This is a genomic window from Luteipulveratus halotolerans, from assembly GCF_001247745.1.
GTDB classification, from domain to species: Bacteria; Actinomycetota; Actinomycetes; order Actinomycetales; family Dermatophilaceae; genus Luteipulveratus; species Luteipulveratus halotolerans.
This window is the reverse complement of the sequence record NZ_LAIR01000002.1, coordinates 3,061,471-3,086,246: the sequence shown is the minus strand read 5'-3', so window position 1 is coordinate 3,086,246 and position 24,776 is coordinate 3,061,471. Positions and strand designations below refer to the sequence as shown.

Below are 24,776 nucleotides of genomic sequence, written 5' to 3'. Positions count from 1 at the left end.
ACACCTGACCTTTCATCACAGGCGTTGCGCGAACCACCTGAGCCCGCCCAGGTATACGTGTGCGGCTCGCCAACTTTTGCCGGTGGGGGCGTGGGGAGAGGTGGCCGATCGGCGTTCGTGAGCGAGGATGGGTCGTGACATGGACCTGACTGACCGCATCCCCGACCCGCCCGACCCCGACTCGCTGTACGACACGTTCGCGAGGTGGGCGACCGAGCGCGGGCTCACGCTCTACCCCCACCAGGAAGAAGCGGTCATCGAGATCGTCGGCGGGGCCAACGTCATCCTCGCGACGCCGACCGGCTCGGGGAAGTCGATGGTCGCGACGGCCGCGCACTTCGCGGCGCTCGCCGAGAACCGCGTGTCGTTCTACACCGCACCCATCAAGGCGCTCGTGAGCGAGAAGTTCTTCGCCCTGTGCGAGATCTTCGGCGCCGACAACGTCGGCATGCTCACCGGTGACGCCGCGGTCAACGCCGACGCCCCGATCATCTGCTGCACCGCCGAGATCCTCGCCAACATCGCGCTGCGCGAGGGTGGCGCCGCCGACGTCGGCCTCGTCGTGATGGACGAGTTCCACTTCTACTCCGAGCCCGACCGCGGCTGGGCCTGGCAGGTGCCGCTGCTGGAGCTGCCGCAGGCGCAGTTCGTGCTGATGTCGGCGACCCTCGGTGACGTGACGATGTTCGAGGAGGACCTCACCCGGCGTACGGGCAGGCCCACCGCGACCGTCGCCACCGCCGAGCGCCCCGTGCCGCTGTCGTTCACCTGGGCGATGACGCCGCTGCACGAGACGCTCGAAGAGCTGCTCACCACCCACCAGTCGCCGGTCTACGTCGTGCACTTCACCCAGCGCGACGCGCTCGAGCGCGCCCAGTCGCTGATGAGCCTCAAGATCGCCAGCAAGGAGGACCGCGAGCGCATCGCCGAGCTGATCGGCGGGTTCCGGTTCGCCGCGGGCTTCGGCAAGACGCTGAACCGGTTGATACGACACGGAATCGGCGTCCACCACGCGGGCATGCTGCCGAAGTACCGGCGACTCGTGGAGACCCTGGCGCAGGAGGGGCTGCTCAAGGTCATCTGCGGCACCGACACGCTCGGCGTCGGCATCAACGTGCCGATCCGCACGGTGGTGTTCACCGGCCTCACCAAGTTCGACGGCACCCGCCAACGGGTGCTCAAGGCACGCGAGTTCCACCAGATCGCAGGGCGTGCGGGCCGCGCGGGCTTCGACACGAGCGGCTCGGTCGTCGTCCAGGCACCCGAGCACCTGATCGAGAACGCCCGTGCCCTCGCCAAGGCCGGAGACGACCCCAAGAAGCAGCGCAAGGTCCAGCGCAAGAAGCCGCCCGAGGGTTTCGTCAGCTGGTCGGAGGACACGTTCGACCGACTCGTCGCCGCGCAGCCCGAGGCCCTGCAGTCACGCATGCGCATCACGCACTCGATGCTGCTCAATCTCGTTGCACGCCAAGGTGATCCGTTCAACGGCGTACGCCGTCTGCTGCGTGACAACCACGAGGACGTACGCCGGCAGCACCGCCTCTCCCGCAAGGCGATCACGCTCTACCGCGAGCTGCTCGCGGCGGGCGTCGTCGAGAAGTTGTCGGTGCCCGAGCCCGACGGCCGACAGGTGCGGCTCACTGTCGACCTGCAGGACAACTTCGCCCTCAACCAGCCGCTCGCTCCATTTGCGCTCGCGGTGCTGGATGTCCTTGATCCTGAGGGAGATTCGTACGCCGTCGACGTCGTCTCGGTGATCGAGTCGATCCTCGACGACCCGCGCCCGATCCTCATGGGCCAGCAGTACAAGGCGCGTGGCGAGGCCGTGGCTGAGATGAAGGCCGATGGCATCGAGTACGAGGAGCGCATGGAGCTGCTCGAGGAGGTCACCTGGCCCAAGCCGCTCGACGAGCTGCTCGAGGCGACGTTCGAGACCTACCGCAGCGGCCAGCCGTGGGTCGGCGAGAACGCCCTCTCGCCCAAGTCGGTGGTGCGCGAGATGTACGAGAACGCCTGGAGCTTCGGCGATCTCGTCAAGCAGTACGACCTCGCCCGCTCGGAGGGGATCGTGCTGCGCTACCTGACCGATGCGTACAGGACGTTGCGCCAGACCGTGCCCGACAGCCGCAAGACCGACGAGGTCGAGGACGTCATCGAGTGGCTCGGCGAGGTGATCCGCCAGACCGACTCCAGCCTGCTCGACGAGTGGGAGCAGCTGACCAACCCCGACGCCGCTGGTCGAGTAGACGGAGCGCTAGCGGAGTCGTATCGAGACCCGGCGGCAGTGCGCCCCGTCACCGCCAACAAGCGCGCGTTCAAGGTCCAGGTGCGCAACGCGATGTTCCGCAAGGTCGAGCTCGCCTCGCGGCGCCGGTACCCCGAGCTGGCCGCTCTCGACCGCTCGGCCGCCGAGTCGACCGACCCGCCGACCGAGACCGTCATGGACGAAAGCGCTTGGTACGAGGACGTTTCCATGTACTTCGACGAGCACGACGAGATGCGCACCGGGCCTGATGCACGCGGCCCGAAGATGCTGCGCATCCGTGAGCAGAGCGACAAGTGGGAGGTCCGCCAGGTCATCGACGACCCGGAGGGCGACGGCGACTGGGGCATCGACGCCGAGGTGCCGCTGGCCGCGTCCGATGAGGCCGGCACCGCGGTGATCGTCGTGCTCGGGCTCAACCGGATGGACTCATGAGCCGACCCAGCGATCGTGCACTGGTGGGCCGAAGTGTGTGCCGACCTGGGTATCAGTCCGCTGAACCAAGAGGCGTGGGCGCAAGGCAGCCTGCCGAAGATCTACCAGGGCACGCGATGCCCGACCTGGGCGATGTACGACGACCGCGCGGCCATCCTCATCTCGCTGGTGCGCTACCGCGGGGTCACAGACCTCGAAGTGGGCGCGATTGACCGTGACACCTGGACGGTGATCAACGAGGCGGAGGGCTGGTCAGATCCGTCTTGGCCTCCACCGGAGGCGGGGTATCTCTTGTCCGATGAGACGGCGAGGTCGTACGCCGTGAGGGCGAGGTCATTCCCAGCGATCGGAGAGCTGTTTACGGCCGTGCCCGCCTCCGACGTGCTGCGGGTCGCTCGGGGGAACATCGTCGCTCTCTTGGAGCACGTTCTGAGCTCGGGCCACTTCGAGGACCGGCAACCGAGCGTGGCGGGCAAGATCACCCTGGAAGGACTTGTGGCGAGGAAGCACCAGGTATCCGCGGTGGCCCCTGAGGAACAACAGGCCTTGCTTCTGGTCAACGCCCAAGCTCGAGCGATCCTGGGCCGGGTCGTCGATGAGTTCGCCGGGATGCTTCGGTCAGATGAGTGGCGAACCTGGCGAGCCTCATGCGATCCCACTGATCACGTGATCCGTTGGCAGGTCGGGGAAGGGCAGTCTCGGGCGCTCGTCGATGTGGACAGTGACTTCGGCACGCCGACGTTGTGGATCGACGTACGCGATGCTTCAGGGCCTTACCTCGGCGCTGCGCGAGAGCAGCGCCCTGCCATGTGGCTGGCACGCATGCACAGCGTGTTGTCCTCTGTTGCTGCTCAACGAGATTGGCCGTCCATCCCAGCGGTCGCCTCCGACCGAACGACGCTCAAGCAGGTCCTCGCCGGCGAGCCACCTTCGTGGACGACGAACGTGAAGGAGCGGCCATGACCCGGGCGGTGACCGGCACGTACAGGCTGCAGCTGCACGGCGGCTTCACGTTCGCCGACGCCGCTGCCCAGGTCGACCACCTCGCCGACCTCGGGGTCTCGCACCTCTACCTCTCGCCGATCCTCCAGGCGGTCAAGGGGTCGATGCACGGCTACGACGTCACCGACCACAGCCACGTCAACGACGAGCTCGGCGGCATCGAGGGCTTCGAAGAGCTGGTCGAGCGTGCGCACGCCTACGACCTGGGTGTCGTCGTCGACGTCGTGCCCAACCACATGGCGTTCGAGACGCCCGACAACCATCAGGTGTGGCAGGTGCTCAAGGAAGGGCGCGACGCCGCCACGGCTGACTGGTTCGACATCGACTGGAAGGCCGGCGGGGGTCGCATCGGCCTGCCCGTGCTCGGCAAGCCGACCCTGGAAGCGTTGAGCGACAACGAGATCCGCCTCGACGAGCATCACGGCGAACCCGTCCTGCGCTACTACGACCACGTCTACCCGGTCGCGCTCGGCACCGACACCGGCGACAACATCGGCGAGATCCTGCAGCGCCAGCACTACCGGCTCACGAGCTGGCGCGACAAGGACGACGTCCTCAACTACCGCCGCTTCTTCGAGGTCGACGGCCTCATCGCGATCCGGGTCGAGGAGCCCGAGGTGTTCGACGTCAGCCACGCGCTGCTGCTCGACCTGCACCACCGCGGACTCATCGACGGGTTCCGCATCGATCACCCGGACGGCCTCGCCGACCCGACGGCGTACCTCGAACGACTCACGGCCGCCTGCGTCAAGGGCACCCCGATCTGGGTCGAGAAGATCCTCGAGAACGGCGAACGCCTGCCGCGCGCCTGGAAGTGCGCGGGCACCACCGGGTACGACGCGCTGCGGGCTGTGCAGGTCGCGCTCACCGACCCGCAGGGCGCGCCGACGCTCGACCGCACCTGGGTCGAGGCCGACGGCGAGCCGTCGTTCGAGGTCACCGTCGAGGAGGCCAAGCGGCAGGTCGTCGCCCAGTCGCTGGCGCCCGAGGTCGAGCGCCTGACCCGCCGGGCCCGCGAGGCACTGCCCGACCTCGACGCCGACCGGTTGCGCGAGGCGGTCGTCGAGCTGCTGGTGGCCGGCGAGGTCTACCGCGCCTACGTGCGCCCCGAGCACCGCCCGAGCCGTACGACGCGGCGCCGCATCCGCGACGCGTTCGCCGAGGCGATCGCCGCCCGACCCGACCTGGAGCGAGAGCTGGGCGCGCTCGTACCCCTCACGACGCTCGCCGACGACGACCTCGCGGCCACGGACTTCGGGATCCGCCTGCAGCAGACCTGGGGCCCGGTCATGGCCAAGGGCATCGAGGACACGTCGTTCTACCGCTGGCACCGGCTGATCGCGCTCAACGAGGTCGGCGGCGACCCGACCGTGGTCGCCGACGCGACCCCGGGCGCGCTGCACGAGTGGGCGGACTGGCAGCAGCGGCACTGGCCGCTCGGCATGACCGCCCTCTCGACGCACGACACCAAGCGCAGTGAGGACGTACGAGCCCGCATCCTCGCGCTCGCCGGAGACCCGGACGCGTGGGACGCCTGCTCGCGAGCCGCCCGTGACGCTGCAGCGGACGCCGGCGTCGACCTGCCGACCGGTCACCTCGTCTGGCAGACGCTCGCCGGTGTCGGCGAGATCAGCGACGAACGCCTGGCCGACTACCTGCGCAAGGCCCTGCGTGAGGCCAAGGTGCACACCGCCTGGGTCGACGGCGACGAGGAGTACGAGCAGCGCGTCATCGACTTCGCCGTCACCGCAGCACGGGGTGGCCCGGTGCGCGAGGCGATCGACGCCGCGGTCGCGGCCAATGCCGACGCCATCCGTGCCACCGTGCTCGGCGCGAAGCTGCTGCAGCTCACGCTGCCCGGGGTGCCCGACACCTACCAGGGCTGCGAGGCGGTCGACCTCTCGCTGGTCGACCCCGACAACCGTCGTCCGGTCGACTACGGCCGGCTGCGTGAGCTCACGTCTCCCGTGACGTCACGTGGTTTCGACACGGACTCGGCTAGCGCCTCGTCCGGCTCAACCAGCGTCTCCGCCGAGAAGGCCCACCTCGTGCGTACGACCCTCGACCTGCGCCGACGCGCGCCTGAGGCGTTCGGCGCCGACGCGTCGTACACACCGCTGGTGAGCGCCGGCGAGCACCTGGTCGGGTTCGTCCGCCAGCACGCGCCCGGGCGGATCGCAGGCGCGCTCGGCCGCGGTCGGCGTACGAGCATCGCCGTTCTCACGACACGAGCGGCTGGGCGCCTTACCCGCACAGGCGGCTGGTCGGGGGCTACCGTCGAGTTGGAGCCCGGCTCGTGGCGCGACCTGCTCACGGGCCGTCAGTACGACTTCGACGGGCCGCCGGCCTGCGCCGACCTGCTTGCGTCGTCGCCGGTGGCCCTCCTGGAGAGGCAGGCCTGATGCAGCCGATTCGCGTGTGGGCCCCCACCCGCGATGACGTGCGTCTCGTGCTCGACGGAGCCGATCACCCCATGTGCCGCGGCGACGACGGCTGGTGGACCAGCGACGCCGCCGTCCGGCCGGGCAGCCGCTACGCGTTCCGACTCGACGGCGGTGACCCGCGCCCCGACCCGCGCTCGCTCAGCCAGCCGGACGGCCCCCACGAGGCGTCCGAGGTCGTCGACCTCGACGCCTACGACTGGCACGACACCGACTGGCGGGGCTCATGGCTCAAGGGCGCGATCATCTACGAGCTGCACGTCGGCACGTTCACCGACGAGGGCACGCTCGACGCGGCAGCCGAGCACCTCGACCACCTCGTCGACCTCGGCGTCACGCTCGTCGAGCTGATGCCGGTCGCGGCGTTCCCGGGCGAGCGCGGCTGGGGCTACGACGGCGTCAGCCCGTACGCCGTGCACGCGGCCTACGGCGGAGCGGTCGCCCTGCAGCGGTTCGTCGACGCGTGCCATCAGCGCGGGCTCGGCGTCTGCCTCGACGTCGTCCACAACCACCTCGGGCCGAGCGGCAACTACCTGCAGGAGTTCGGGCCCTACTTCACCGACCGCTACTCCACGCCGTGGGGCTGGGCGGTCAACCTCGACGGTGCCGGCAGCGACGAGGTCCGGCGCTACCTCCTGGACAACGCCACGTCGTGGCTGCGCGACTTCCACGTCGACGCGTTGCGGCTGGACGCCGTCCACGAGCTGTACGACGCCCGCGCGCAGCCGTTCCTCGAAGAGCTCAGCGCTCATGTCGATGCGTTGTCCGACGCGCTGGACCGGCGGCTGGAGCTGATCGCCGAGTCGGACCGCAACGACCCTCGTACGGTCGTGCCCCGGGCCGCGCACGGCTTCGGCGGCATGGGCGTGCACGGGCAGTGGGCCGACGACGTCCACCACGCGCTGCACGTGCTGCTCACCGGCGAGACGCAGGGCTACTACGCCGACTTCGCCGACGTCGACGCGCTCGCCAAGGTGCTCAACACACCGTTCTTCCACGACGGCACGTGGTCGTCGTTCCGGGGTCGCCACCACGGCCGTCCCGTCGCGCCCGGCACCCCGGGGTGGCGGTTCGTGGCGTCGTTGCAGACCCATGACCAGGTCGGCAATCGCGCTGCAGGACAACGACTTTCGCACCTCGTGAGTCCCGGTCGACTCGCCTGCGGGGCGGCCCTGCTGCTCACCGGTCCCTACACGCCGATGCTGTTCATGGGTGAGGAGTGGGGCGCCTCGACGCCGTGGCAGTACTTCACCGATCACCAGGAGCCCGAGCTCGCCGACGCCGTCTCGCGGGGCCGGCGCGCCGAGTTCGCTCAGCACGGCTGGCAGGGCTCGGTGCCCGATCCGCAGGACCCCCAGACCGCCATCGCGTCGACACTCCGCTGGGACGAGCTCACCAAACCCGAGCACGACGACCTGCTGCACTGGTACCGCTGGCTGATCCGGTTACGGCGTGCGATCCCCGACCTGCAGAGCTCGGCGCTGGGGTCGACCGCGGTCACGCGCGAGGGCGGCGTCGTGCACGTACGCCGCGGCGCGCACACCGTGGTCCTCAACCTCTCCGCCGCCGACGTCCCGCTCGACCTGCCGCACGGAGAGGTCGTGCTCGGCTCCCGCGGCACGTCCGAGCTGCCCGACGGCACCGAGGCCATCCACCCCGACGGTGTGGTCGTCCGCGGACCCAACGGCGGCACGGAGGCCCACCTGATGGAGCAGCGCAGCCGTGGCTGACGAGACGGGTCCGCGGTTCCGCCGCCCGGCGTACCGGCCCCCGGACCAGATGGACATCGAGGGCCAGGCACCCGACCCGGCCGACGTGCGCGAGGTCGCCCACGAGACGGCAGCCGTCCTCGTCGGCGCCGGACGCGCCACCGACGACCCGCAGGTCCGTACGCGGCTGGTGCACCTCGTCGACGAGCTCGGTCTGTCGACCGTCGCCGAGCTGTGGGCGGCCCGGCCGGCGGCCACGCTGCCGGGGGCGTTGTGGCGGCTCTACACCCTGCGCGAGTGGGTCCACCGCGACCCGGTCGGCGCCTCGACCGACTACGACGCCGGGATGCGGCACGCCGACGTCTCGCACGCGGTCGCGGGCGCCGCCGAACCGCCCGGGCCCGAGGAGATCAAGCGGCTCGGCGACGAGATCCTGCGCGGTGTCTTCGAGGGCGACCTCGCGGTGGCGCTGGAGCGGGCTGCGGCGTTCTGCCGGGTGGTCTCGGTCGGGCGCGCCCACCGTGCGGATGACCACGACGGCCACGACGAACCTCGCGCCGAAGCCGCCACCCACAGCGCGTCGGCCCTCATCGGCACCGCCTCTGACCTGCAACGATGCGCTCAGCTGTGGCGCGTCGGTCACCTGGAGTGAGGGGATGCACCGGGGTGACGTACGCCGCACGCCCGGCTGGGCGGGAACACATCACGCCGCCGAGCAGTTAGCCTCTTTCGTGCGTCGGGCCGCGGTAGCCCCGGGTCCCAAAATACGCCGCCACGAGCGGCCGTGCGCCGTGAGGCGCTTCCCGGCCCGACGCTCTACCTCTCGTCGGTGGTCGCCATCCGTACCGGGTGCTTGCCCTTGCACGTCAGCTTGTGCTCGAGCGCGTCACGGCGAGCCTTGTCGCGTGATCTGCGCGCATGCCCCTGCCAGTCGCACGTCTTGCAGTAACCGTAGGCGAAGCTGCCCTTCTCGTGGGTGCCGTCGTCGTCCGGCTCCTCACGAGGGACCTCGGCCTTGATCTCCTTGTGGCTCAGCTCCTTGAGCTGAGCGCGCAGCTGCTGCCGTCGCTCCTTGCCCTTACCCACGTGGTTCATTGTGCGCCCGACCCGGTCGGATGACCGACTCCGCGCAGGCGATCGTGACAGTGATCACGAGCAGTGCACCGATCGTTCATCCACCGCTACGGCCCTGCATACGGTATGAGGCGCCTACTCTGAACCTATGAATCGGGTGATCGTCTCCTCGCCCAGCAGTGAGGACGACGTCAACGACCCCGACCTCGACGACGAGATCGAGCTGGTCGCGGTGCTGGTCGCTGCCGCCCGCCGCAGCGTGGGCCGGCTGTCGCTCTCCGAGATCGACCAGCTGCTCGGCATCCGCCCACAGCACTGACCTGCGTACGACGACCCGCGCGTACGACGACGGCCCGCCACCGCAGTCGCGGTGACGGGCCGTGTCTGTTGGCCGGGAGAACCCTCAGCCGTGCCCTTTGGCTGATCTCCGCGGCCGGCTTCGCGCCGCCTCGGCTAGCGCCTCGTCGATGCTCACCGGCCTGTCGATCAGCCGAAGCGACCGGAGATGTAGTCCTCCGTCGCCTTCTCGTTGGGGTTGTTGAAGATCGTCGTGGTGTCGTCCATCTCGATCAGCTTGCCCGGCTTGCCCGTGGCGGCCAGGTTGAAGAACGCCGTGCGGTCCGAGACGCGCGCCGCCTGCTGCATGTTGTGCGTCACGATGACGATCGTGAACTGGTCCTTCAGCTCGTTGATCAGGTCCTCGATGGCGAGCGTCGAGATCGGGTCGAGCGCCGAGCACGGCTCGTCCATGAGCAGCACCTGCGGCGACACCGCGATGGCGCGCGCGATGCACAGCCGCTGCTGCTGACCGCCCGACAGGCCGGCGCCCGGCTTGTCGAGGCGGTCCTTGACCTCGTTCCAGAGGTTGGCGCCCTTGAGCGAGCGCTCCACGGTCTCGTCGAGTGTCTTCTTGTCCTTGACGCCGTTGAGCCGCAGGCCCGCGACGACGTTGTCCTTGATGGACATCGTCGGGAACGGGTTGGGGCGCTGGAAGACCATGCCCACCGTGCGGCGTACGCCGACCGGGTCGACGTCGGCGGCGTAGAGGTCCTGGTCGTCGAGCATGACCTTGCCCTCGACCCGGCCGCCGGGGATCACCTCGTGCATGCGGTTGAGCGTGCGCAGGAACGTGGACTTGCCGCACCCCGACGGGCCGATGAAGGCGGTCACGGAGCGGGGCTCCACCGTCATGGTGACGCCCTCGACCGCTTTGAAGTCGCCGTAGAAGACGTTCAGGTCACTGACGTCGATGCGCTTGGCCATGTGGTTACTTCCTTGTTGCGTGGTCTGCGGGGGAGGGGCGGTCAGCGGTCGAGCTTGTTGAACCGGCTGATGAGCCGGCCCAGCAGGTTGAGGACCAGGACGAGGACGATCAGCGTGCAGGCAGCGGCCCAGACGCGCTCGGAGTTGGCCTCGATGGCCATGTTGTCGCGGCCGGCGTTGATCATCGTGGGCAGCGTGCCCATGAGGCCGTCGAACAGGTTGGTCGAGATCGACCGGAAGTACGGCGCCAGGATCAGCAGCGGAGCGGTCTCACCCATGACGCGGGCCAGGCCGAGCAGGACGCCCGTCACGATGCCCGAGAACGCGGTCGGGAGGACCACCTTGGTGATGGTCTTCCACTTGGGCACACCGAGCGCGTACGACGCCTCGCGCAGCTCGTTGGGGACGAGCTTGAGCATCTCCTCGGTGGAGCGGACGACGACCGGCACCATGAGCAGCACCAGGGCGAGGCAGACCGCGAACGGCATGCGGTTGAACCCGAACGTCGTGATCCACACGGCGTAGATGAACAGCGCGGCCACGATGGACGGCACACCGGTGAGGATGTCGACCATGAAGCTCACGGCGCGCTTGAACTTGCCGCCGCCGTACTCGACCAGGTAGATCGCGGTCAGTACGCCGATCGGCACCGCGATGAGCGCGGTCACCGCCGCCTGCAGCAGCGTGCCCTGGATGGCGTGGACGGCGCCGCCACCCTCCTCGCGGTTGGTGATGCCCTGCTGGGAGTGCGTCCACCAGTCAGCGGTGAGCAGCAGATGGCCGCCCTTGATGATGACGGTGGCGAGGATCCAGACGAGCGGCACCATGGCCACGAGGAACGCCAGCCACATCACGCCGGTGGCGACGCGGTCCTTGATGGCACGGCCGGAGGACTTGGGTCCGAGGCCGGACGCCTTGCTCGTCGTGGGCAGCGACTCTGCGGTCTCGATGGTGCTCATTCGGTGAAGGCCTTCCGGCGCTCGATGACGATCCGGGCGATCGCGTTGACGACGAACGTCAGGATGAACAGGACCAGGCCCGCGCTGATGTAGGCGCCGGTCTTGGAGGGCGAGTCGAACTCGCCGGCGTTGTTGGCGATCTTGGACGCGAACGTCTCACCGCCGTTGAAGATCGACCAGCTCCACGGGGCGCCGTCGGGCAGCGACGACACGATGAACAGCACCGCGATGGTCTCACCGAGGGCTCGGCCAAGACCAAGCATCGCGGCCGAGATGACGCCCGGCTTGCCGAACGGCAGCACCGCGGTGCGGATCATCTCCCACTTGGTGGCACCGAGCGCCAGCGCGGCCTCCTTGTGTGCGGGCGGCGTCTGGGCGAAGACCTCGCGCGAGAGGGCCGTGATGATCGGCAGGATCATGATCGCGAGGATCACCGAGACGAAGGCGATGGTGCTGGCCGCAGTCGCGGCGGTTCTCTCGAAGAGCGGGAACCAACCAACAACAGCAACGAGGAAGTCCTGCACTGGCTCGAAGTACTGGCCGACGACGAATGCTCCCCAGAGGCCGAAGACGATCGACGGCACTGCGGCGAGCAGGTCGACCAGCGTCGCGGCCGGCTTCGCGAGCCAGCCCGGGGCGTAATGGGTGATGAACAGCGCGATGCACACGCCGAGCGGCACCGCGATCAGCATCGCGAGCACCGACGAGATGACCGTCACCCACAGCAGCCGGGCGATACCGAATCCCATGTTGTCGGGGTCGGAGACGTCCCACTTCTGCGACGTGAGGAAGTTCTCGTGGTTGTCGGCGAGCGCGGGGACTGCCTGGACGAGAAGGAAGATGCCGATCAGCGTCACGAGGGCGACGACGAGGACACCGGCGCCCTTGGCGGCGCCGCCGAAGAGTCGGTCGCCGAGGCGGCCGGTGGAGGCGCGGTCGCCGGCGAGGCGTTCGCGGCCTTCGGGGTCAGGCGTCTCGTCAGCGACGGAGACTCCGGTCACGGAACTCATGGAGGGGTACCTATCTGCAAGACCTGGCTCAAACGGTCGTGTGGTGGGGCGCTTCAGCACGAAGCGCCCCACCACACGAGTGAATCACTGAATCGCGTTGATGGCCGTGCTGACCTTGCTGCGGACCTCGTCCGGCAGGGGCGCGTAGCCGATCTCCTCGATGCCCTTCTGGGTGTCCTCGGAGGCGAAGTGGTTCAGGAACGCCTTGACGCCCTTGGCCGTGGCCGCGTCCTTGTACTTGGAGCAGACGATCTCGTAGGTCACCAGGACGATCGGGTACGCACCCGCCTCCTTGGTGGCGTAGTCGAGCTTGAGCTTCAGGTCGTTGCCCTGGCCGTCGATCTTGGCCGCGGCGATCGCCTTACCGGCCGACTCACCGTTGAGCTCGACGGCGCCCGCGCCGTTGTCGATCTGGGCGATGCCCAGCTTGTTGTCCTTGGCGGCGCCCCACTCGGCGTAGGTGATGCCACCGTCGGTGCCCTTGACGGCCGAGGCGACACCGGCGGTCTTGGCCTTGCCCTCGCCCTTGCCGGTCCACTTCTTGGCCGGCTCAGCGGTCCACTTCGCGGCGGCGGAGCCCTTGAGGTACTTGGTGAAGTTCTCGGTGGTGCCCGACTCGTCGGAGCGGAAGAACGGCTTGATCGGCTTGGCCGGCAGCGTGACGCCCTTGTTGGCGGCGGCGATCTGCGGGTCGTTCCAGGTGGTGATCTTGCCCTGGAAGATGTCGGCGAGCAGGGCCGGCGTGAGCACGAGCTTGTCGACGCCCTGCAGGTTGTAGGCGATCGAGATCGGGCCGGTGACCATCGGGATGTTCCAGGCCGGAGAGCCGCACGCCTTCTGCGCGTCCTGGACCTCGGTCTTGCCGTCGGAGCCCTTGAGCGCCGAGTCGGAGCCCGCGAAGCTGACCTGGCCGGCGATGAACTTCTTGATGCCGTCACCGGAGCCGGTGCCGTTGTAGGTCACCTTCTGGTCGGCGCAGACGCTCTCGAAGCTCGAGATCGCCTCCTGGATGGCGTTGTCCTGGGCGGTGGAGCCCTCGGCGGTCAGCGCCTTGCTGCCGCAGTCGACGTCGCCGCCGGGCGCCGCGGCGCCGGTGCCGTTGTCAGCCGAGGCGGAGGACGAGCCGTTGCCCGAGTCGCCGCCGTCGGTGCCGCCGGTGTTGTCGTCGGAGCCGCAGGCGGACAGCGCGAGCGCCCCGACCAGGGCGATGGCAGGCACACGGCCGATGCGCGTGATCTTCACGTTCGAAACCTCTCAAGAGGAACAAGGTGTGCAGGGGACGGGCACTGACCCGCCGACTGGACAGTAAGGAGGTCGTGTGACGTGATGTCCCCGCGTGGGTGAACGTGAGGTGAACGTCTGCGGTGACCACGGACACGTTCTGGCAACGACGACATGAGCGCCGGGTGAACCACGTCGTGTCGGCGCCTGCACCACCGAGCGTGCCGTACTCATACGGCGCGGCGCAGGCGTTGTGGACAAATCAGGGACGGTGACGTTCGACCGTGACGATGCGCGCCTCGACGCCGCGACGGACGACCTGGCAGACGACGATCTCGCCCTTGTCGATGCCGTCCGAGGCGAGCTCGGACAGCGTGCTCGCCGCAGCCGACCCGGGCAGTGCATGGTCGGCGAGGCGGGTCAGCATCGCCGGCAGCAGCGGCCGGTGCGTGCAGACGGCGGTGGCCTCGGCGCGGGCGAGCATCTTGTCGACGTGGGAGGTCGCCTTGGCCGGCTCGGCCTCGTACCCCTCCTCGGACAGCCCCTTCTTGGGCTTGATCACCAGCTGCTGGCTCTTGGCGAACGGCGCGACCGTCGCCGTACAGCGCTCGGCGGGGGAGGAGATGACGCGCGTGACGCCGTACGCCGCGATGAGGGGGGCGATGGCCTCGGCGCGGGCGCTGCCGGCCGGGTCGAGCGGTCGCTCGCGGTCGGGGGCGTCCCAGCTGCCGCGCGGGAGGGCGTCGGCGTGGCGTACGACGAGCAGCGGCCAGGTCTGCAGCAGACCACGGCGTTCGGCGTCGACGACGGCCTGCAGCTGGAGGCCGTCCCGGACGTGCGTGAGCCGCGCGAACGCCTGCGCCTCGGTGACCCACTTGACCTCGTCGACCTCGTGCTCGAGTGCGCCGTCGCCACCGATCGCCTCGGCCGCCCAGTAGCGGACCTCCTTGAGCTCACCGCGCGGCAACGGGTAGACCGCTCGCGGCAGTGGCATCCCGAGGCGCGCGAGCAGCCCGGTCTCCTCCTCGACCTCGCGTACGGCGGCCCCGGCCCAGGTCTCGTCGACCTCGAGCTTGCCCTTGGGCCAGGACCAGTCGTCGTAGCGGGGGCGGTGGATCATCGCCACCTCGAGACGGCCGCGGCGGCGCCGCCACACGATGGCTCCGGCGGCCCGGACCGGCTGGCGGCCCGCCGCTCGAGGCAGGGCGGGTGTCACCGGCGGCGAGCCTTGCGGCGACGCTTGGAGTACTGGGCGATGAGGTGGGCCTGCAGGTCGGTCAACGGCTCACCGTCCGCTCCCAGGAAGTGCCGTTCCCACTCGCCGTCGGACTGCAGGTGCCAGGAGGACGTGTCGTCCGAGACACCCTCGTCCATCAGCGCCGTCAGCGTCTTGACGTGCCGCGGGTCGGTGATGCGGACGAGTGCCTCGACCCGGCGGTCGAGGTTGCGGTGCATCATGTCGGCGCTGCCGATGTAGCAGGTCGGCTCCTCGTCCTCGACCTCGAACAGGAACACCCGTGAGTGCTCCAGGAACCGGCCGAGGACCGAACGCACCCGGATGTTGTCGGACAGCCCCTCGATGCCGGGCCGCAGCGAGCAGATGCCGCGGACCCAGATGTCGACCTGGACGCCCGCCTGCGACGCGCGGTAGCAGGCGTCGATGATCTTCTCGTCGACCAGCGAGTTGACCTTGATGCCGATGCGGCCTCGGCGTCCCTCACGAGCGGCGTCGGTGACGGCCTCGATGCGCTCCAGCAGGCCCGTACGCACCGAGCGCGGCGCGACGAGCAGGCGCTTGAACTTCGAGCGGGGCGCCATCCCGGACAGCTGGTTGAACAGTCGCGAGAGGTCTTCGCCGACCTCGGTGTTGCAGGTGAGCAGGCCGAGGTCCTCGTACAGGCGCGCGGTCTTGGGGTTGTAGTTGCCCGTCCCGACGTGGCAGTAGCGGCGGATGCTGTCGCCCTCGCTGCGGACGACGAGGCACAGCTTGGCGTGGGTCTTGAGGCCGACCATGCCGTAGACCACGTGGACACCGGCGCGCTCGAGCTTGCGCGCCCAGACGATGTTGTTCTCCTCGTCGAAGCGCGCCTTGATCTCGACCACCGCCAGCACCTGCTTGCCGGCCTCGGCCGCCTCGATGAGGGCGTCGATGATCGGGGAGTCACCGCTGGTGCGGTAGAGCGTCTGCTTGATGGCGAGCACCTGCGGGTCGTCGGCCGCCTGCTCGATGAAGGACTGCACCGATGTCGAGAACGAGTCGTAGGGGTGGTGCAGCAGCACGTCGCCCGACCGGATGGCCGCGAAGACGTCCGGTGCTGCTGCCCGCTCGACCGGGGCGAGGTCGGGGTGGGTCATCGACCCGAACGCCGGCCAGCGCAGCTCGGAGCGGTCGAGGTCGGCCATGATGTTGAGACCGCGCAGGTCGAGCGGCTCGGGCAGCCGGTAGACCTCCTTGGCGTGCACGCCGAGCTCGCGGACGAGCAGGTCGAGCACGTGCTCGTCCATGTCGTCGGCGACCTCGAGCCGCACGGGCGGACCGAACCGGCGCCGCGTGAGCTCTTTCTCCAGCGCCGTGAGGATGTTCTCGGCGTCGTCCTCCTCGACCTCGAGGTCCTCGTTGCGGGTGACGCGGAAGGTGAAGTGCTCGCGTACCTCCATGCCGGGGAAGAGGTGCTGCAGGTGCTCGGCGATGACGTCCTCGAGCGAGACGAACCGGGCGTCGTACAGCTGGTCGGCGCCCTCGTCGTCAGGCAGCTGGACGAAGCGGGGCAGCAGCGGCGGCACCTTGACCCGGGCGAAGTGCTCGCGCTCGGTCTTGGGGTTGATGAGCAGCACGGCCAGGTTGAGCGACAGGCCGGAGATGTAGGGGAAGGGGTGCGCCGGGTCGACCGCGAGCGGTGTGAGCACCGGGTAGATCGTCTTGCGGAACAGGTCGTCGAGGTGGGCGCGGTCGGCATCGGTCAGCTCGCTCGGACGCAGCAGCGTGATGCCTTCGTCCTCGAGCGCGGGACGGATGTGGCGCTGGTAGACGCGGGCGTGGACGCCCATCAGCTCGTGCGCGGCGCCGGAGATCTCGTCGAGCACCTCGCGCGGCTCGAGGCCGGACGCCGACGTGGTCGCGATGCCCGCGGCGATGCGGCGCTTGAGGCCGGCCACGCGGACCATGAAGAACTCGTCGAGGTTGCTGGCGAAGATCGCGAGGAACCGTGCCCGCTCCAGTAGGGGCACCGTCGGGTCGCTGGCCAGCTGGAGCACGCGCTCGTTGAACTGCAGCCACGACACCTCACGGTCGAGGAAACGGTCCTCGGGGAGGGCCTTCTCCTCCTCGGCCAGCTCAGGCGCGATGCGGATGAACCGGCCGTTCTCACCGCGGGCGCGCGGAGTGCGCTGCTTGAGCCGCACCACCGAGCCACCCTCGGCAACGGTCTGTGTCGCTGCGGCCACCGCGTCCTGGTCCGGGTCCTGCTCGGGCTGCGCTGCGGTGTCCGTCTTGCTGGTCATGGCCCTATCGTGACAGGCCTTCGTGAACCCCGCGCGAATACATCACGTCGAGGGCCGACCGCTCGAAGCCGAGGCGCGAGTAGGTCGCCACGGCCGGTGCGTTGTCGCCCTCGACGTAGAGGTCGATGTGGTGGATGCCGCGCTCCTGCAGGTGGCGCAGCCCGAGCGCCGTGACGACCTTGCCGAGACCGTGGCCCTGGTACGCCGGGTCGACCGCCACGACGTACACCTCGCCAGATGCGCTGGTTGAGCCGGACGGAGCGCTAGCACCGCCGGCCGAGTAGCCCGGAGCGCTGGCGGAGGGCGTATCGAGACCAGGTGCACCCTCGGGAGCCTCCACCTTGGTCCAGTGCGACGCTGCGAGAGCGCCGCCCTTGGTGTCCTCCACCAGGATGAGTCCGGCCGGGTCGAACCACGACTGCTGCATGCGGTCCTGCAGGTCTTCGAGCGTCATCCGACCCTGCTCGGGGTGGTACGCGAACGCCCGGGCGTTGACGTCGAGCCATGCCTGCTCGTCCTGCCCGGGCACGAACGCGCGCGCCGAAAATCCTTGTGGCACAACAGGTTCGGGCGTCGGATGTGCCTCGGCGTCGAGCGTCATCTTCCACAGCTCGCGCACGACCTGCAGCCCGGCTGACGCGGCGAGCGCCTGGGCACCCTCGACGTTGCCGTGCGCCCACACGCGAGCATCGGGCCGTACGCCGATCACACCGTCGAGCAGGCGCCTGCCGTACCCGCGTCGCCGGTGCTCGGGGTGGACGACGATCTCGGCCGAGCCGTCACGAGCCACCTGGGCGTACGCCGCGAGGTCTTCACCGTCGCGGACCGACAGGTAGGTCGCCGTCTCGCCGTCGGGACCGGGCTGCCGGTCCAGCGACAGCAAGGTCTCCTCGGAGAGGGGAGCGACGCCGTCGGCGGCGGTCGCAGCGGCGGCCAGGGCGCGTACGGCATCGATCTGGGCGGGGTCGAGTGCGGTCGACTGCTGCATGTCCGGCATTCCATCACGCGGCGTTCACCGAAGGTTCGGCCGAGACGGCCTCGTGCTCTCCTCCGCGCCGCTAGCTGTTGCGGCGCATGAGGTTGGTGACACGGCCGGGTAGCTAAGGGCGGGCAGGTCCCTGCGGCGACAGGATGAAGGTGTCAAGCCGTTCATCACGTCGAGTCAGCCGAAGGAACCTGCCCTATGCCCCACAGTAAAGCCGCCCTGTCGTTCGAAGGACGTCGTCGCCTGGTGCGCCGGTGCCAGCACCGCCCGATCGCGCACGTCGCAGCGGAGGCCGCGGTCTCGCGGCAGTGCTTGTCGAAGTGGTACGCCCGGTGGCGTGAGCACGGCGACGAAGGGTTGCACGACCGGACCAGCCGGCCCCGCCGTTCCCCGACCGCCACACCGCCGCAGGTGGTGGAACAGGTCATCGCGTTGCGCAAACGCAAGTGGTCCGCGCGGCGGATCCATCTGGAGCTGAGCGCCCAGGGCGTCAGGATCGCGGTGTGCACGATCAGCCGGATCCTGGTCCGGCACGGACTGAACCGGCTGCGGCACCTGGACGTTGACGGGGAACCGTTGCGGGCGCCGGGAAAGATCACTGCCCGGTACCCCGGGCACATGACCCACCTGGACGTGAAGAAGGTCGGGCGCATCCCCGACGGCGGCGGGTGGCGGGTGCACGGTCGCGGGTCGGCCCAGGCCAAGGCCGCCGACCGGGCCAAGACCCGTGGCGCCCGCACCGGGTACACCTACCTGCACTCCGCCCTCGACGGGTTCTCCCGGCTGGCCTACACCGAAGCCCACGACGACGAGAAGGCCGTCACCGCGATCGGGTTCTTGTTCCGTGCCCGGGTGTTCTTCGCCGCGCACGGCATCACCCGCTTCACCCGGATCGTGACTGACAACGGGTCCTGCTACCGCGCCAGTGCGTTCACCCGGGCCGTGCACTCCTTCGCGGCCAAGCATCAGCGGATCAAGGCGTTCACGCCCAAGCACAACGGCAAGGTCGAGCGCTACCAGCAGACCTACACCCACGAGGTCCTCTACGCCGCCGCGTACGAGTCCGAGCAGCAGCGTCGCGACCAGCTCCAGGTGTGGCAGGTCCACTACAACTACCATCGCCCCCACACCGCCGCGGGCGATCAGCCGCCGGCCTCACGACTGCCAGCCGGCGTCACCAACCTCATGCTCAGTTACAGCTAGCCTGCCCGGGTCGCGGGGAGGTCAGCTCCCGCGCCCATCGCAAGGAGTGACCCCTCATGAACCGACGCCTCACCACGGGCCTGGCGGCTGCGACGGCCGCGGGTGCCTGCGCCGTGGCGCTCGCCCTGCCGGCCACCGCCGGCTCCGACGACGACAAGGGCAAGCCCGGGCACGGTGCGACCGTGCCGATCCAGCTGCTGTCGTACAACGACTTCCACGGCAACCTCGAGCCGCCGACCGGCTCCAGCGGCCGGGTCGTCGTCGACCACAAGATCGACCCCGCCACCGGCAAGCCGGTCGACGTGACCGTCGACGCCGGCGGCGCCGAGTACATGTCGACCCACCTGTCGCAGCTGCGCCAGGGCAAGAAGGTCTCCTACACCGTCACGGCCGGCGACCTCATCGGCGCGTCGCCGCTGCTGTCGGCCGCTTTCCACGACGAGAAGACCATCGACGCGCTGTCGATGATGGGCACCGACGTCTCGGCGGTCGGCAACCACGAGTTCGACGAGGGCTCCACCGAGCTGCTGCGCATGCAGCGCGGCGGCTGCCTCGACGACGGCGACGGCGCCAACAACCAGAACTCCTGCCCCGACGGCGACGGGACGTTCGACGGCGCCGGCTTCGACTACCTCGACGCCAACGTCATCAACGAGGACACCGGCAAGACGCTGCTGCCGTCGTACACGATCGAGAAGCGCAACGGGGTGCCGGTCGCGTTCGTGGGTCTCACGCTCAAGGAGACGCCCGACATCGTCACCGCGGCGGGGATCAAGGGCCTGGCGTTCGAGGACGAGGTCAAGTCCGCCAACGCGCTCGTGCCCGAGCTCAGGCGCAAGGGCGTCAACGCGATGGTCATCCTCATCCACCAGGGCGGCAACCTGCCCAAGGAGGACTGGAAGGGCCCCGACGGCACGACCTACCAGGTCAACCCGACCCACGACTACGTCTGCGGCAAGGGCGGTCAGCTCGACCCGGCCTCCCCGATCCTGCCCATCGCCAAGGGCCTGGACCCGGCGTACGACGCGATCGTCACCGGTCACACCCACCAGTCCTACAGCTGCAACGTCACCGACCCGGCCGGCCAGCCGCGTACGGTCACGTCGGCCTCGTCGTTCGGCCGCCAGATCACCGAGACGACGCTGCCCTACAGCCGCGTCACTCGCGACATCGTCCGCCAGGACGTCACCACCCGCGACGTCATCGTCACCCGCGACGTCGACAAGGACCCGCGGATGACCGCGCTCATCAAGGGCTCGCAGGACAAGGTCGCCCCGATCGCGAACAAGGTCCTCGGCACGATCTCGACCGACGTCACCAAGACCCAGAACGCCGCCGGTGAGTCGGCGCTCGGTGACCTCATCGCCGACGCCCAGCTCGCCGACCCGTCCGTGGTCACCGGTGGCAAGGCGCCGCAGATCGCGTTCATGAACCCCGGCGGCATCCGCGCCGACCTGCTGTACGCCCCCGACGGGCAGGTGACGTTCGGCGACGCGTTCACGGTGCAGCCGTTCAACAACTACCTGGTCTCGCTCGACCTCACCGGCGCTGACATCTACGCGCTGCTCAACCAGCAGTGGAACGGTACGAACGCCTCGTTCCCGAAGGTGCTCCAGGTGTCGAAGGGCTTCACCTACTCGTGGTCCTCGGCCACCAAGCAGGTCGTGCCGGGCAGTGTCCGGCTGAACGGCACGCCGATCGAGCAGGGCTCGACCTACCGCGTCGTCACGAACAACTTCCTGCAGGGTGGCGGCGACGGGTTCGCGGCGTTCAAGAACGGCACCGGCGTCTACTACGGCGGTCTCGACATCGACGGGTTCGCGGCCTACCTGCAGCAGGTCTCGCCCTACACCCCGCCGGCGCAGGACCGCATCACGGTCGAGTAGGGCCACGCTGGTTGAGCCGGGCGGGCGCCCAGCGCGAGCCCGAGTCGAAACCTGCTGTACGACGAACGCCCCGGTCTCCCTCGCGGAGGCCGGGGCGTTCGGCGTACCGGGCGCCGGCGTTCGGTCACGTTCCCCTTGAGGAAGCGTGAGCTGGTGCTCTCGCTTCGTCACAGGGTGCGCGGGGTTCAGCTGGGTTCGATGTGAGGAAGCGTGAGCTGGTGCTCTCGCTGCGTCACAGGGTGCGCGGGGCACACGCCCGCATGACTTACAGTGCGCTCAACCGCACGGTCAGTCAGACGCCGGCTCAGGCGTCAGCCGCCAGGCGTTGCTGGCGCAGCTCCTGGGCGCCCACGAACCGGTAGCCGACGTTGCGGACCGTGCCGATCAGCGCCTCGTGCTCGGGGCCGAGCTTGGCGCGCAGCCGCCGGACATGGACGTCGACCGTACGGGTGCCGCCGAAGTAGTCGTACCCCCAGACCTCCTGCAGCAGCTGGGCCCGGGTGAAGACCCGGCCCGGGTGCTGGGCGAGGTACTTCAGCAGCTCGAACTCCTTGTAGGTGAGGTCGAGCGAGCGGCCGCGGATGCGGGCGGCGTACGCCTCCTCGTCGATGGTCAGCTCGCCCTGCGTGATCTGGACGGGGTCGTCGTCCTCGTCCTGCTCGGTGCGCGAGATCGCGAGCCGCAGCCTGGCCTCGACCTCGGCCGGGCCGGCGGTCTGGAGCACGACGTCGTCGACCTGCCACTCGGCGGTCAGTGCGGTGAGCCCGCCCTCGGTGAAGATCGCGATGAGCGGAGCGGACAGGCCGCTCGAGCGCAGCACGCGCGACAGGCCGCGCGCACCCGCGAGGTCGCGGCAGGCGTCGAGCAGCACCACGTCGCAGTCGGGCGGGTCGACCAGGGCCTGCGGCTCGGGAGGCAGGATCCGCACGCGGTGACCCAGCAGACCGAGCGCTGGCAGCACGTCAACACTCGCGCCCTGCGAGTCCGTGAGCAGCAGTAGTCTGGCCATTTGCCGGCCAAGAATACTGGGCGGACGTCGGCGTGCCCCCGAGTTCGCCGTACCGTGGGACGAGCCACATCGCCGCCGACCCCGGAGATCATGCCCGTGAGCGCCCCCGCAGCCGTCGACGTCACCGTCCGCTACTGGGCCGGCGCCCGCGCCGCTGCTGGTGTCGACGAGGAGTCACTGCCCGGTACGACGGTCGCCGCCGTCCTGGACGCCGCGGTCACCGCGCATCCCGCACTCGCGCCGGTGCTCGAGGTCGCCTCGGTGCTGGTCGACGGCGTCGTGGCCGAGCCGGCCCGCACGCTGGCGCCGGGCGAGACCCTCGAGGTCCTGCCGCCCTTCGCCGGCGGGTGATGGCAGGATCACCCGCGTGCCTCACGCCCACAGCCGTGCCCTGACACCGGTCGCTGCCCTCGCGACGCTGGTCGTCAGCGCCACCCTGGTCCTCGGTGGGCTCGCGTCCGAGGACGTCACCGCGCTGGCCCTGGTGTTCGGAGCGCTGGTGCTCGCGGTCGGCTGGCCACGACTGCTCGCGCTGCCGAGCGCGCGCGGTGTCCAGGTGGTCCTGCTGCTCACGGCCCTCGCGCTCGCAGGGGTGAGCGTGCTCGGCGACGACGAGCGCGGTCTGCGCTGGCTGCCGACCGTGCTCGCTGCGGCGTTGATCGGCAGCTTCTTGCACCAGCTCGTGCGCCCGGACGGTCGTCCCCGCCTGGTCGCGACCCTGGCCGGCACCTGCCTGGCGATCGGGCTGCTCGGCAGCGGCGCGTTCTACCTCGCCACGATGGACGAGCCCATGGGCGCCGAGCTGCTGATCGCCTGCGTGGTCTCGTGCTCGATCGGCGTCGTCGTCGACCTGGCGCTGGTGCGCTCGTCCACCTTGTCGGAGTGGACGCTTCCGGTGTCGATGGCGCTCAGCGGTGTGACGGCCTACGTCCTCGCCCAGGTCTGGGACGTCCGCTGGAGCGCGATGGTGCTCGTCGCAGTGGTCTCGCCGCTGGTGTCCCACGCCGTACGCCGGCTGCTCAGCTTCGCGTCGACCGCGCGTGACGCGGCCGCTCAGCTCTCGCTCGGTGCGGCGTCCGTGCTCGCGGCCGGGATCGTGGCGTACGCCGTCGCTTGGTTCTACCGCTGAGGTTCAGTCCTCGCCGGTCACACGCGTGAGCTCGGCCGAGAGGTGGCTCTCCAGCGGCTGACCCATCGCGGCCATGTCCATGGCCCACATCAGGTTGGAGTTGACCAGGCCGTAGAGCCGCTTGCCCGCGGAGTACTCCTTGGCGTGCGGGCTGCGGATGACGCCGTCGGTCACCAGCTCCACCTTGGCGGTCTCGGTGCGTCCGAAGTACAGCTCGACGACACCCGAGGAGTGCGACAGCACCAGCTCGACCTCGCCGTCCGGCAGCGGTCGCCAGAACCCCAGCTCGGTCGCCAGCGGACGCACCCGCTCACCGGCCTCGTCGAGCAGCCAGGTGTGGCTGTGCCACTCCAGCACCGGCCTCCCGTCGTGGGAGCAGACGATCTCCTGGGCGAACCGGGCGGACTCGATCGTGGGGTAGCCGAGCGATCCGGCGCCCTCCCAGCGCCCGACCAGCCAGGCCAGGGGAGCGAGCTCACGCGGAAGGTCGAGGTCGAGTTCGAAAGGCACGCCTGTGATCGTAACCAGCGCGACGGGTGCGTACGAGCGCGCGCGGCTCAGCCCGGGGTGTTGGCCCGGCCGTCGTACGTCGACATGCGGTCGGTGCGCAGCGCGGTGCCCAGGGAGGCCATGCGCTCCTGGTCGACGACGTCGATCGAGCCCACGCCCGCGACGGAGTCGAAACCGGAGAACGGCGCGGTGAGGTAGGTGACGTCGCCGCCGCGCAGCCCGCGCAGGCTGATCGCGAGGCTGCGCATCGCGCCGGTGCTGAACGTGTCGTCGACGACGAGGTTGCTCGTGGTGTCGTCGATCATCGAGGTCAGCTTGGCGGGGTTGGTGAGCGTGCCGCGGCTGAGCGACTTCGCGAGCAGCGCCTGGATCCAGGCCTGCTGACGCTTGCCGCGGTCGATGTCACCGGCGCCGAGCTGCTTGCGCTCGCGCACGAACGCCAGCGCCTGGTCGCCGCTCATGTGGTTGACGCCCTTGGTGAAGGTGAACCCGCCCGACGTGGTCGGCTGCTCGACGTTGACGTCGACACCGCCGACGGTGTTGGTGAGGTCCTTGAACCCGTCGAACCCGATCTGCGCGACGTGGTCGACGCGCAGGTCGAGCAGACGCTCCAGGGTCTGCACCAGCAGGGGCGCGCCGCCGTACGCGAAGGCGGCGTTGATCTTGTTCTTGCCCTTGCCGGGGATGTCGACGTAGAGGTCGCGCGGGAAGTGGATGACCTGGGCCGAGCTGCGACCGGAGTCGATGTGCACGAGCTGGATGACGTCGGCGCGGCTGGAGTCCTGGAGGTCCTCGGTGCGGCTGTCCGAGCCGAGCAGCAGGATGTTGACCGCGTCTCCGGCGGCGGGGTCCTTGGCGGTGCGCGACGCCGACGGCAGCAGGCCCGCTCGCCGCACGTTCGAGTCGAGCAGGTGGTTGAGGTAGAGCGCGAAGCCCGCCAGCACGAGCGCGACCACGAGCAGCATCGACAGCACCGTGTAGAGCGCGATCCGTGCGGGGCTGCGTCGCTGCTTGTCGGGTGTGCCGACGCCGTCGTCGTACGCCGTGTCGTCGTCCTCGAACGACTCCTGGTCCGGCGTCGTGTCCTCGTCGTACGCCGACGCGCGGCGACCGTCCGTGTCGTCCTCCCCACCCATGCCGCGAGTGTAGGTGGCGCGGTGGTTCGACGTCACAGGT

The 24,776-nt window shown here is 69.6% G+C and carries 21 protein-coding genes; 10 read left to right on the top strand and 11 right to left on the bottom strand.

From position 1 onward, the window contains the following. Positions 1-139 precede the first annotated feature (139 nt). The 5 genes from VV01_RS15515 to VV01_RS15495 are packed head-to-tail and all read left to right on the top strand — an operon-like array spanning position 140 to position 8,502. Positions 140-2,698, top strand: coding sequence for a DEAD/DEAH box helicase (locus VV01_RS15515; RefSeq protein ID WP_050670666.1), 2,559 nt, complete (start codon positions 140-142; stop codon positions 2,696-2,698). Positions 2,699-2,713: 15 nt separating this feature from the next. After that, on the top strand, positions 2,714-3,661 hold the full coding sequence (locus VV01_RS15510; RefSeq protein WP_050670665.1) for a hypothetical protein: 948 nt from the start codon (positions 2,714-2,716) through the stop codon (positions 3,659-3,661). Then, positions 3,658-6,102: a malto-oligosyltrehalose synthase gene (gene treY, locus VV01_RS15505; RefSeq protein ID WP_050670664.1), complete on the top strand. Its 2,445-nt coding sequence runs from the start codon at positions 3,658-3,660 to the stop codon at positions 6,100-6,102. Before VV01_RS15510 ends, treY begins: the two co-directional genes overlap by 4 nt. Then, positions 6,102-7,871: a malto-oligosyltrehalose trehalohydrolase gene (gene treZ / locus VV01_RS15500; protein WP_050670663.1), complete on the top strand. Its 1,770-nt coding sequence runs from the start codon at positions 6,102-6,104 to the stop codon at positions 7,869-7,871. The genes treY and treZ overlap by 1 nt, the downstream gene beginning before the upstream one ends. Then, the gene (locus VV01_RS15495) at positions 7,864-8,502 is read left to right on the top strand and encodes a hypothetical protein (RefSeq protein WP_082221020.1); all 639 of its coding nucleotides are present in this window, start codon (positions 7,864-7,866) and stop codon (positions 8,500-8,502) included. The genes treZ and VV01_RS15495 overlap by 8 nt, the downstream gene beginning before the upstream one ends. Before the next feature lie 164 nt (positions 8,503-8,666). On the opposite strand, the gene VV01_RS15490 is transcribed toward VV01_RS15495, so the two are convergent. Further along, complete coding sequence (locus VV01_RS15490; RefSeq protein ID WP_050670662.1) at positions 8,667-8,936, bottom strand: hypothetical protein; 270 nt, start codon at positions 8,934-8,936, stop codon at positions 8,667-8,669. Between the two features lie 136 nt (positions 8,937-9,072). On the opposite strand from VV01_RS15490, the gene VV01_RS23950 reads away from it, so the two are divergent. Next, on the top strand, positions 9,073-9,243 hold the full coding sequence (locus tag VV01_RS23950; protein ID WP_197275061.1) for a hypothetical protein: 171 nt from the start codon (positions 9,073-9,075) through the stop codon (positions 9,241-9,243). A 167-nt stretch (positions 9,244-9,410) separates the two neighbouring features. Here VV01_RS23950 and pstB read toward each other — a convergent pair whose 3' ends face one another. The 7 genes from pstB to mshD all read right to left on the bottom strand — a co-directional run bounded on the left by pstB (position 9,411) and on the right by mshD (position 17,866). Beyond that, on the bottom strand, positions 9,411-10,187 hold the full coding sequence (pstB, locus tag VV01_RS15485; protein ID WP_050670661.1) for a phosphate ABC transporter ATP-binding protein PstB: 777 nt from the start codon (positions 10,185-10,187) through the stop codon (positions 9,411-9,413). A 41-nt stretch (positions 10,188-10,228) separates the two neighbouring features. Next, positions 10,229-11,146 (bottom strand): phosphate ABC transporter permease PstA, encoded by a 918-nt coding sequence (pstA, locus tag VV01_RS15480; RefSeq protein WP_050670660.1) that lies wholly within the window; start codon positions 11,144-11,146, stop codon positions 10,229-10,231. Further along, the gene (gene pstC, locus VV01_RS15475; protein WP_050670659.1) at positions 11,143-12,156 is read right to left on the bottom strand and encodes a phosphate ABC transporter permease subunit PstC; all 1,014 of its coding nucleotides are present in this window, start codon (positions 12,154-12,156) and stop codon (positions 11,143-11,145) included. Before pstC ends, pstA begins: the two co-directional genes overlap by 4 nt. A gap of 84 nt (positions 12,157-12,240) precedes the next feature. Then, a complete protein-coding gene (gene pstS, locus VV01_RS15470; protein WP_050670658.1) occupies positions 12,241-13,398 on the bottom strand; it encodes a phosphate ABC transporter substrate-binding protein PstS in 1,158 nt (385 codons plus the stop codon). Between the two features lie 241 nt (positions 13,399-13,639). After that, positions 13,640-14,593 (bottom strand): NUDIX hydrolase, encoded by a 954-nt coding sequence (locus VV01_RS15465; protein WP_269431134.1) that lies wholly within the window; start codon positions 14,591-14,593, stop codon positions 13,640-13,642. Further along, complete coding sequence (locus VV01_RS15460; protein WP_050670657.1) at positions 14,590-16,878, bottom strand: RNA degradosome polyphosphate kinase; 2,289 nt, start codon at positions 16,876-16,878, stop codon at positions 14,590-14,592. The genes VV01_RS15465 and VV01_RS15460 overlap by 4 nt, the downstream gene beginning before the upstream one ends. Before the next feature lie 4 nt (positions 16,879-16,882). Continuing rightward, a complete protein-coding gene (gene mshD / locus VV01_RS15455; RefSeq protein WP_050670656.1) occupies positions 16,883-17,866 on the bottom strand; it encodes a mycothiol synthase in 984 nt (327 codons plus the stop codon). 195 nt (positions 17,867-18,061) lie between these two features. Here mshD and VV01_RS15450 point away from each other — a divergent pair, with 195 nt between their 5' ends. Further along, complete coding sequence (locus VV01_RS15450; protein WP_050668343.1) at positions 18,062-19,066, top strand: IS481 family transposase; 1,005 nt, start codon at positions 18,062-18,064, stop codon at positions 19,064-19,066. A gap of 56 nt (positions 19,067-19,122) precedes the next feature. After that, positions 19,123-20,952: a bifunctional metallophosphatase/5'-nucleotidase gene (locus VV01_RS15445; RefSeq protein WP_050670655.1), complete on the top strand. Its 1,830-nt coding sequence runs from the start codon at positions 19,123-19,125 to the stop codon at positions 20,950-20,952. Between the two features lie 304 nt (positions 20,953-21,256). On the opposite strand, the gene VV01_RS15440 is transcribed toward VV01_RS15445, so the two are convergent. Next, positions 21,257-21,961: a response regulator transcription factor gene (locus VV01_RS15440; RefSeq protein ID WP_050670654.1), complete on the bottom strand. Its 705-nt coding sequence runs from the start codon at positions 21,959-21,961 to the stop codon at positions 21,257-21,259. A gap of 96 nt (positions 21,962-22,057) precedes the next feature. Between VV01_RS15440 and VV01_RS15435 the strand changes: the two genes are divergently transcribed. Both VV01_RS15435 and VV01_RS15430 read left to right on the top strand, forming a co-directional pair. Then, positions 22,058-22,312 (top strand): MoaD/ThiS family protein, encoded by a 255-nt coding sequence (locus VV01_RS15435; protein WP_231635251.1) that lies wholly within the window; start codon positions 22,058-22,060, stop codon positions 22,310-22,312. Between the two features lie 16 nt (positions 22,313-22,328). Then, positions 22,329-23,090 carry a hypothetical protein gene (locus VV01_RS15430; RefSeq protein ID WP_050670652.1) on the top strand — a complete coding sequence of 254 codons (762 nt, stop codon included), beginning with the start codon at positions 22,329-22,331 and terminating at the stop codon, positions 23,088-23,090. Positions 23,091-23,093: 3 nt separating this feature from the next. Here VV01_RS15430 and VV01_RS15425 read toward each other — a convergent pair whose 3' ends face one another. Both VV01_RS15425 and VV01_RS15420 read right to left on the bottom strand, forming a co-directional pair. Further along, complete coding sequence (locus VV01_RS15425) at positions 23,094-23,600, bottom strand: FABP family protein (protein WP_050670651.1); 507 nt, start codon at positions 23,598-23,600, stop codon at positions 23,094-23,096. A 47-nt stretch (positions 23,601-23,647) separates the two neighbouring features. Then, entirely contained in the window at positions 23,648-24,736 is a 1,089-nt protein-coding gene (locus tag VV01_RS15420; RefSeq protein ID WP_231635250.1) for an LCP family protein, read from the bottom strand. Positions 24,737-24,776 lie beyond the last annotated feature (40 nt).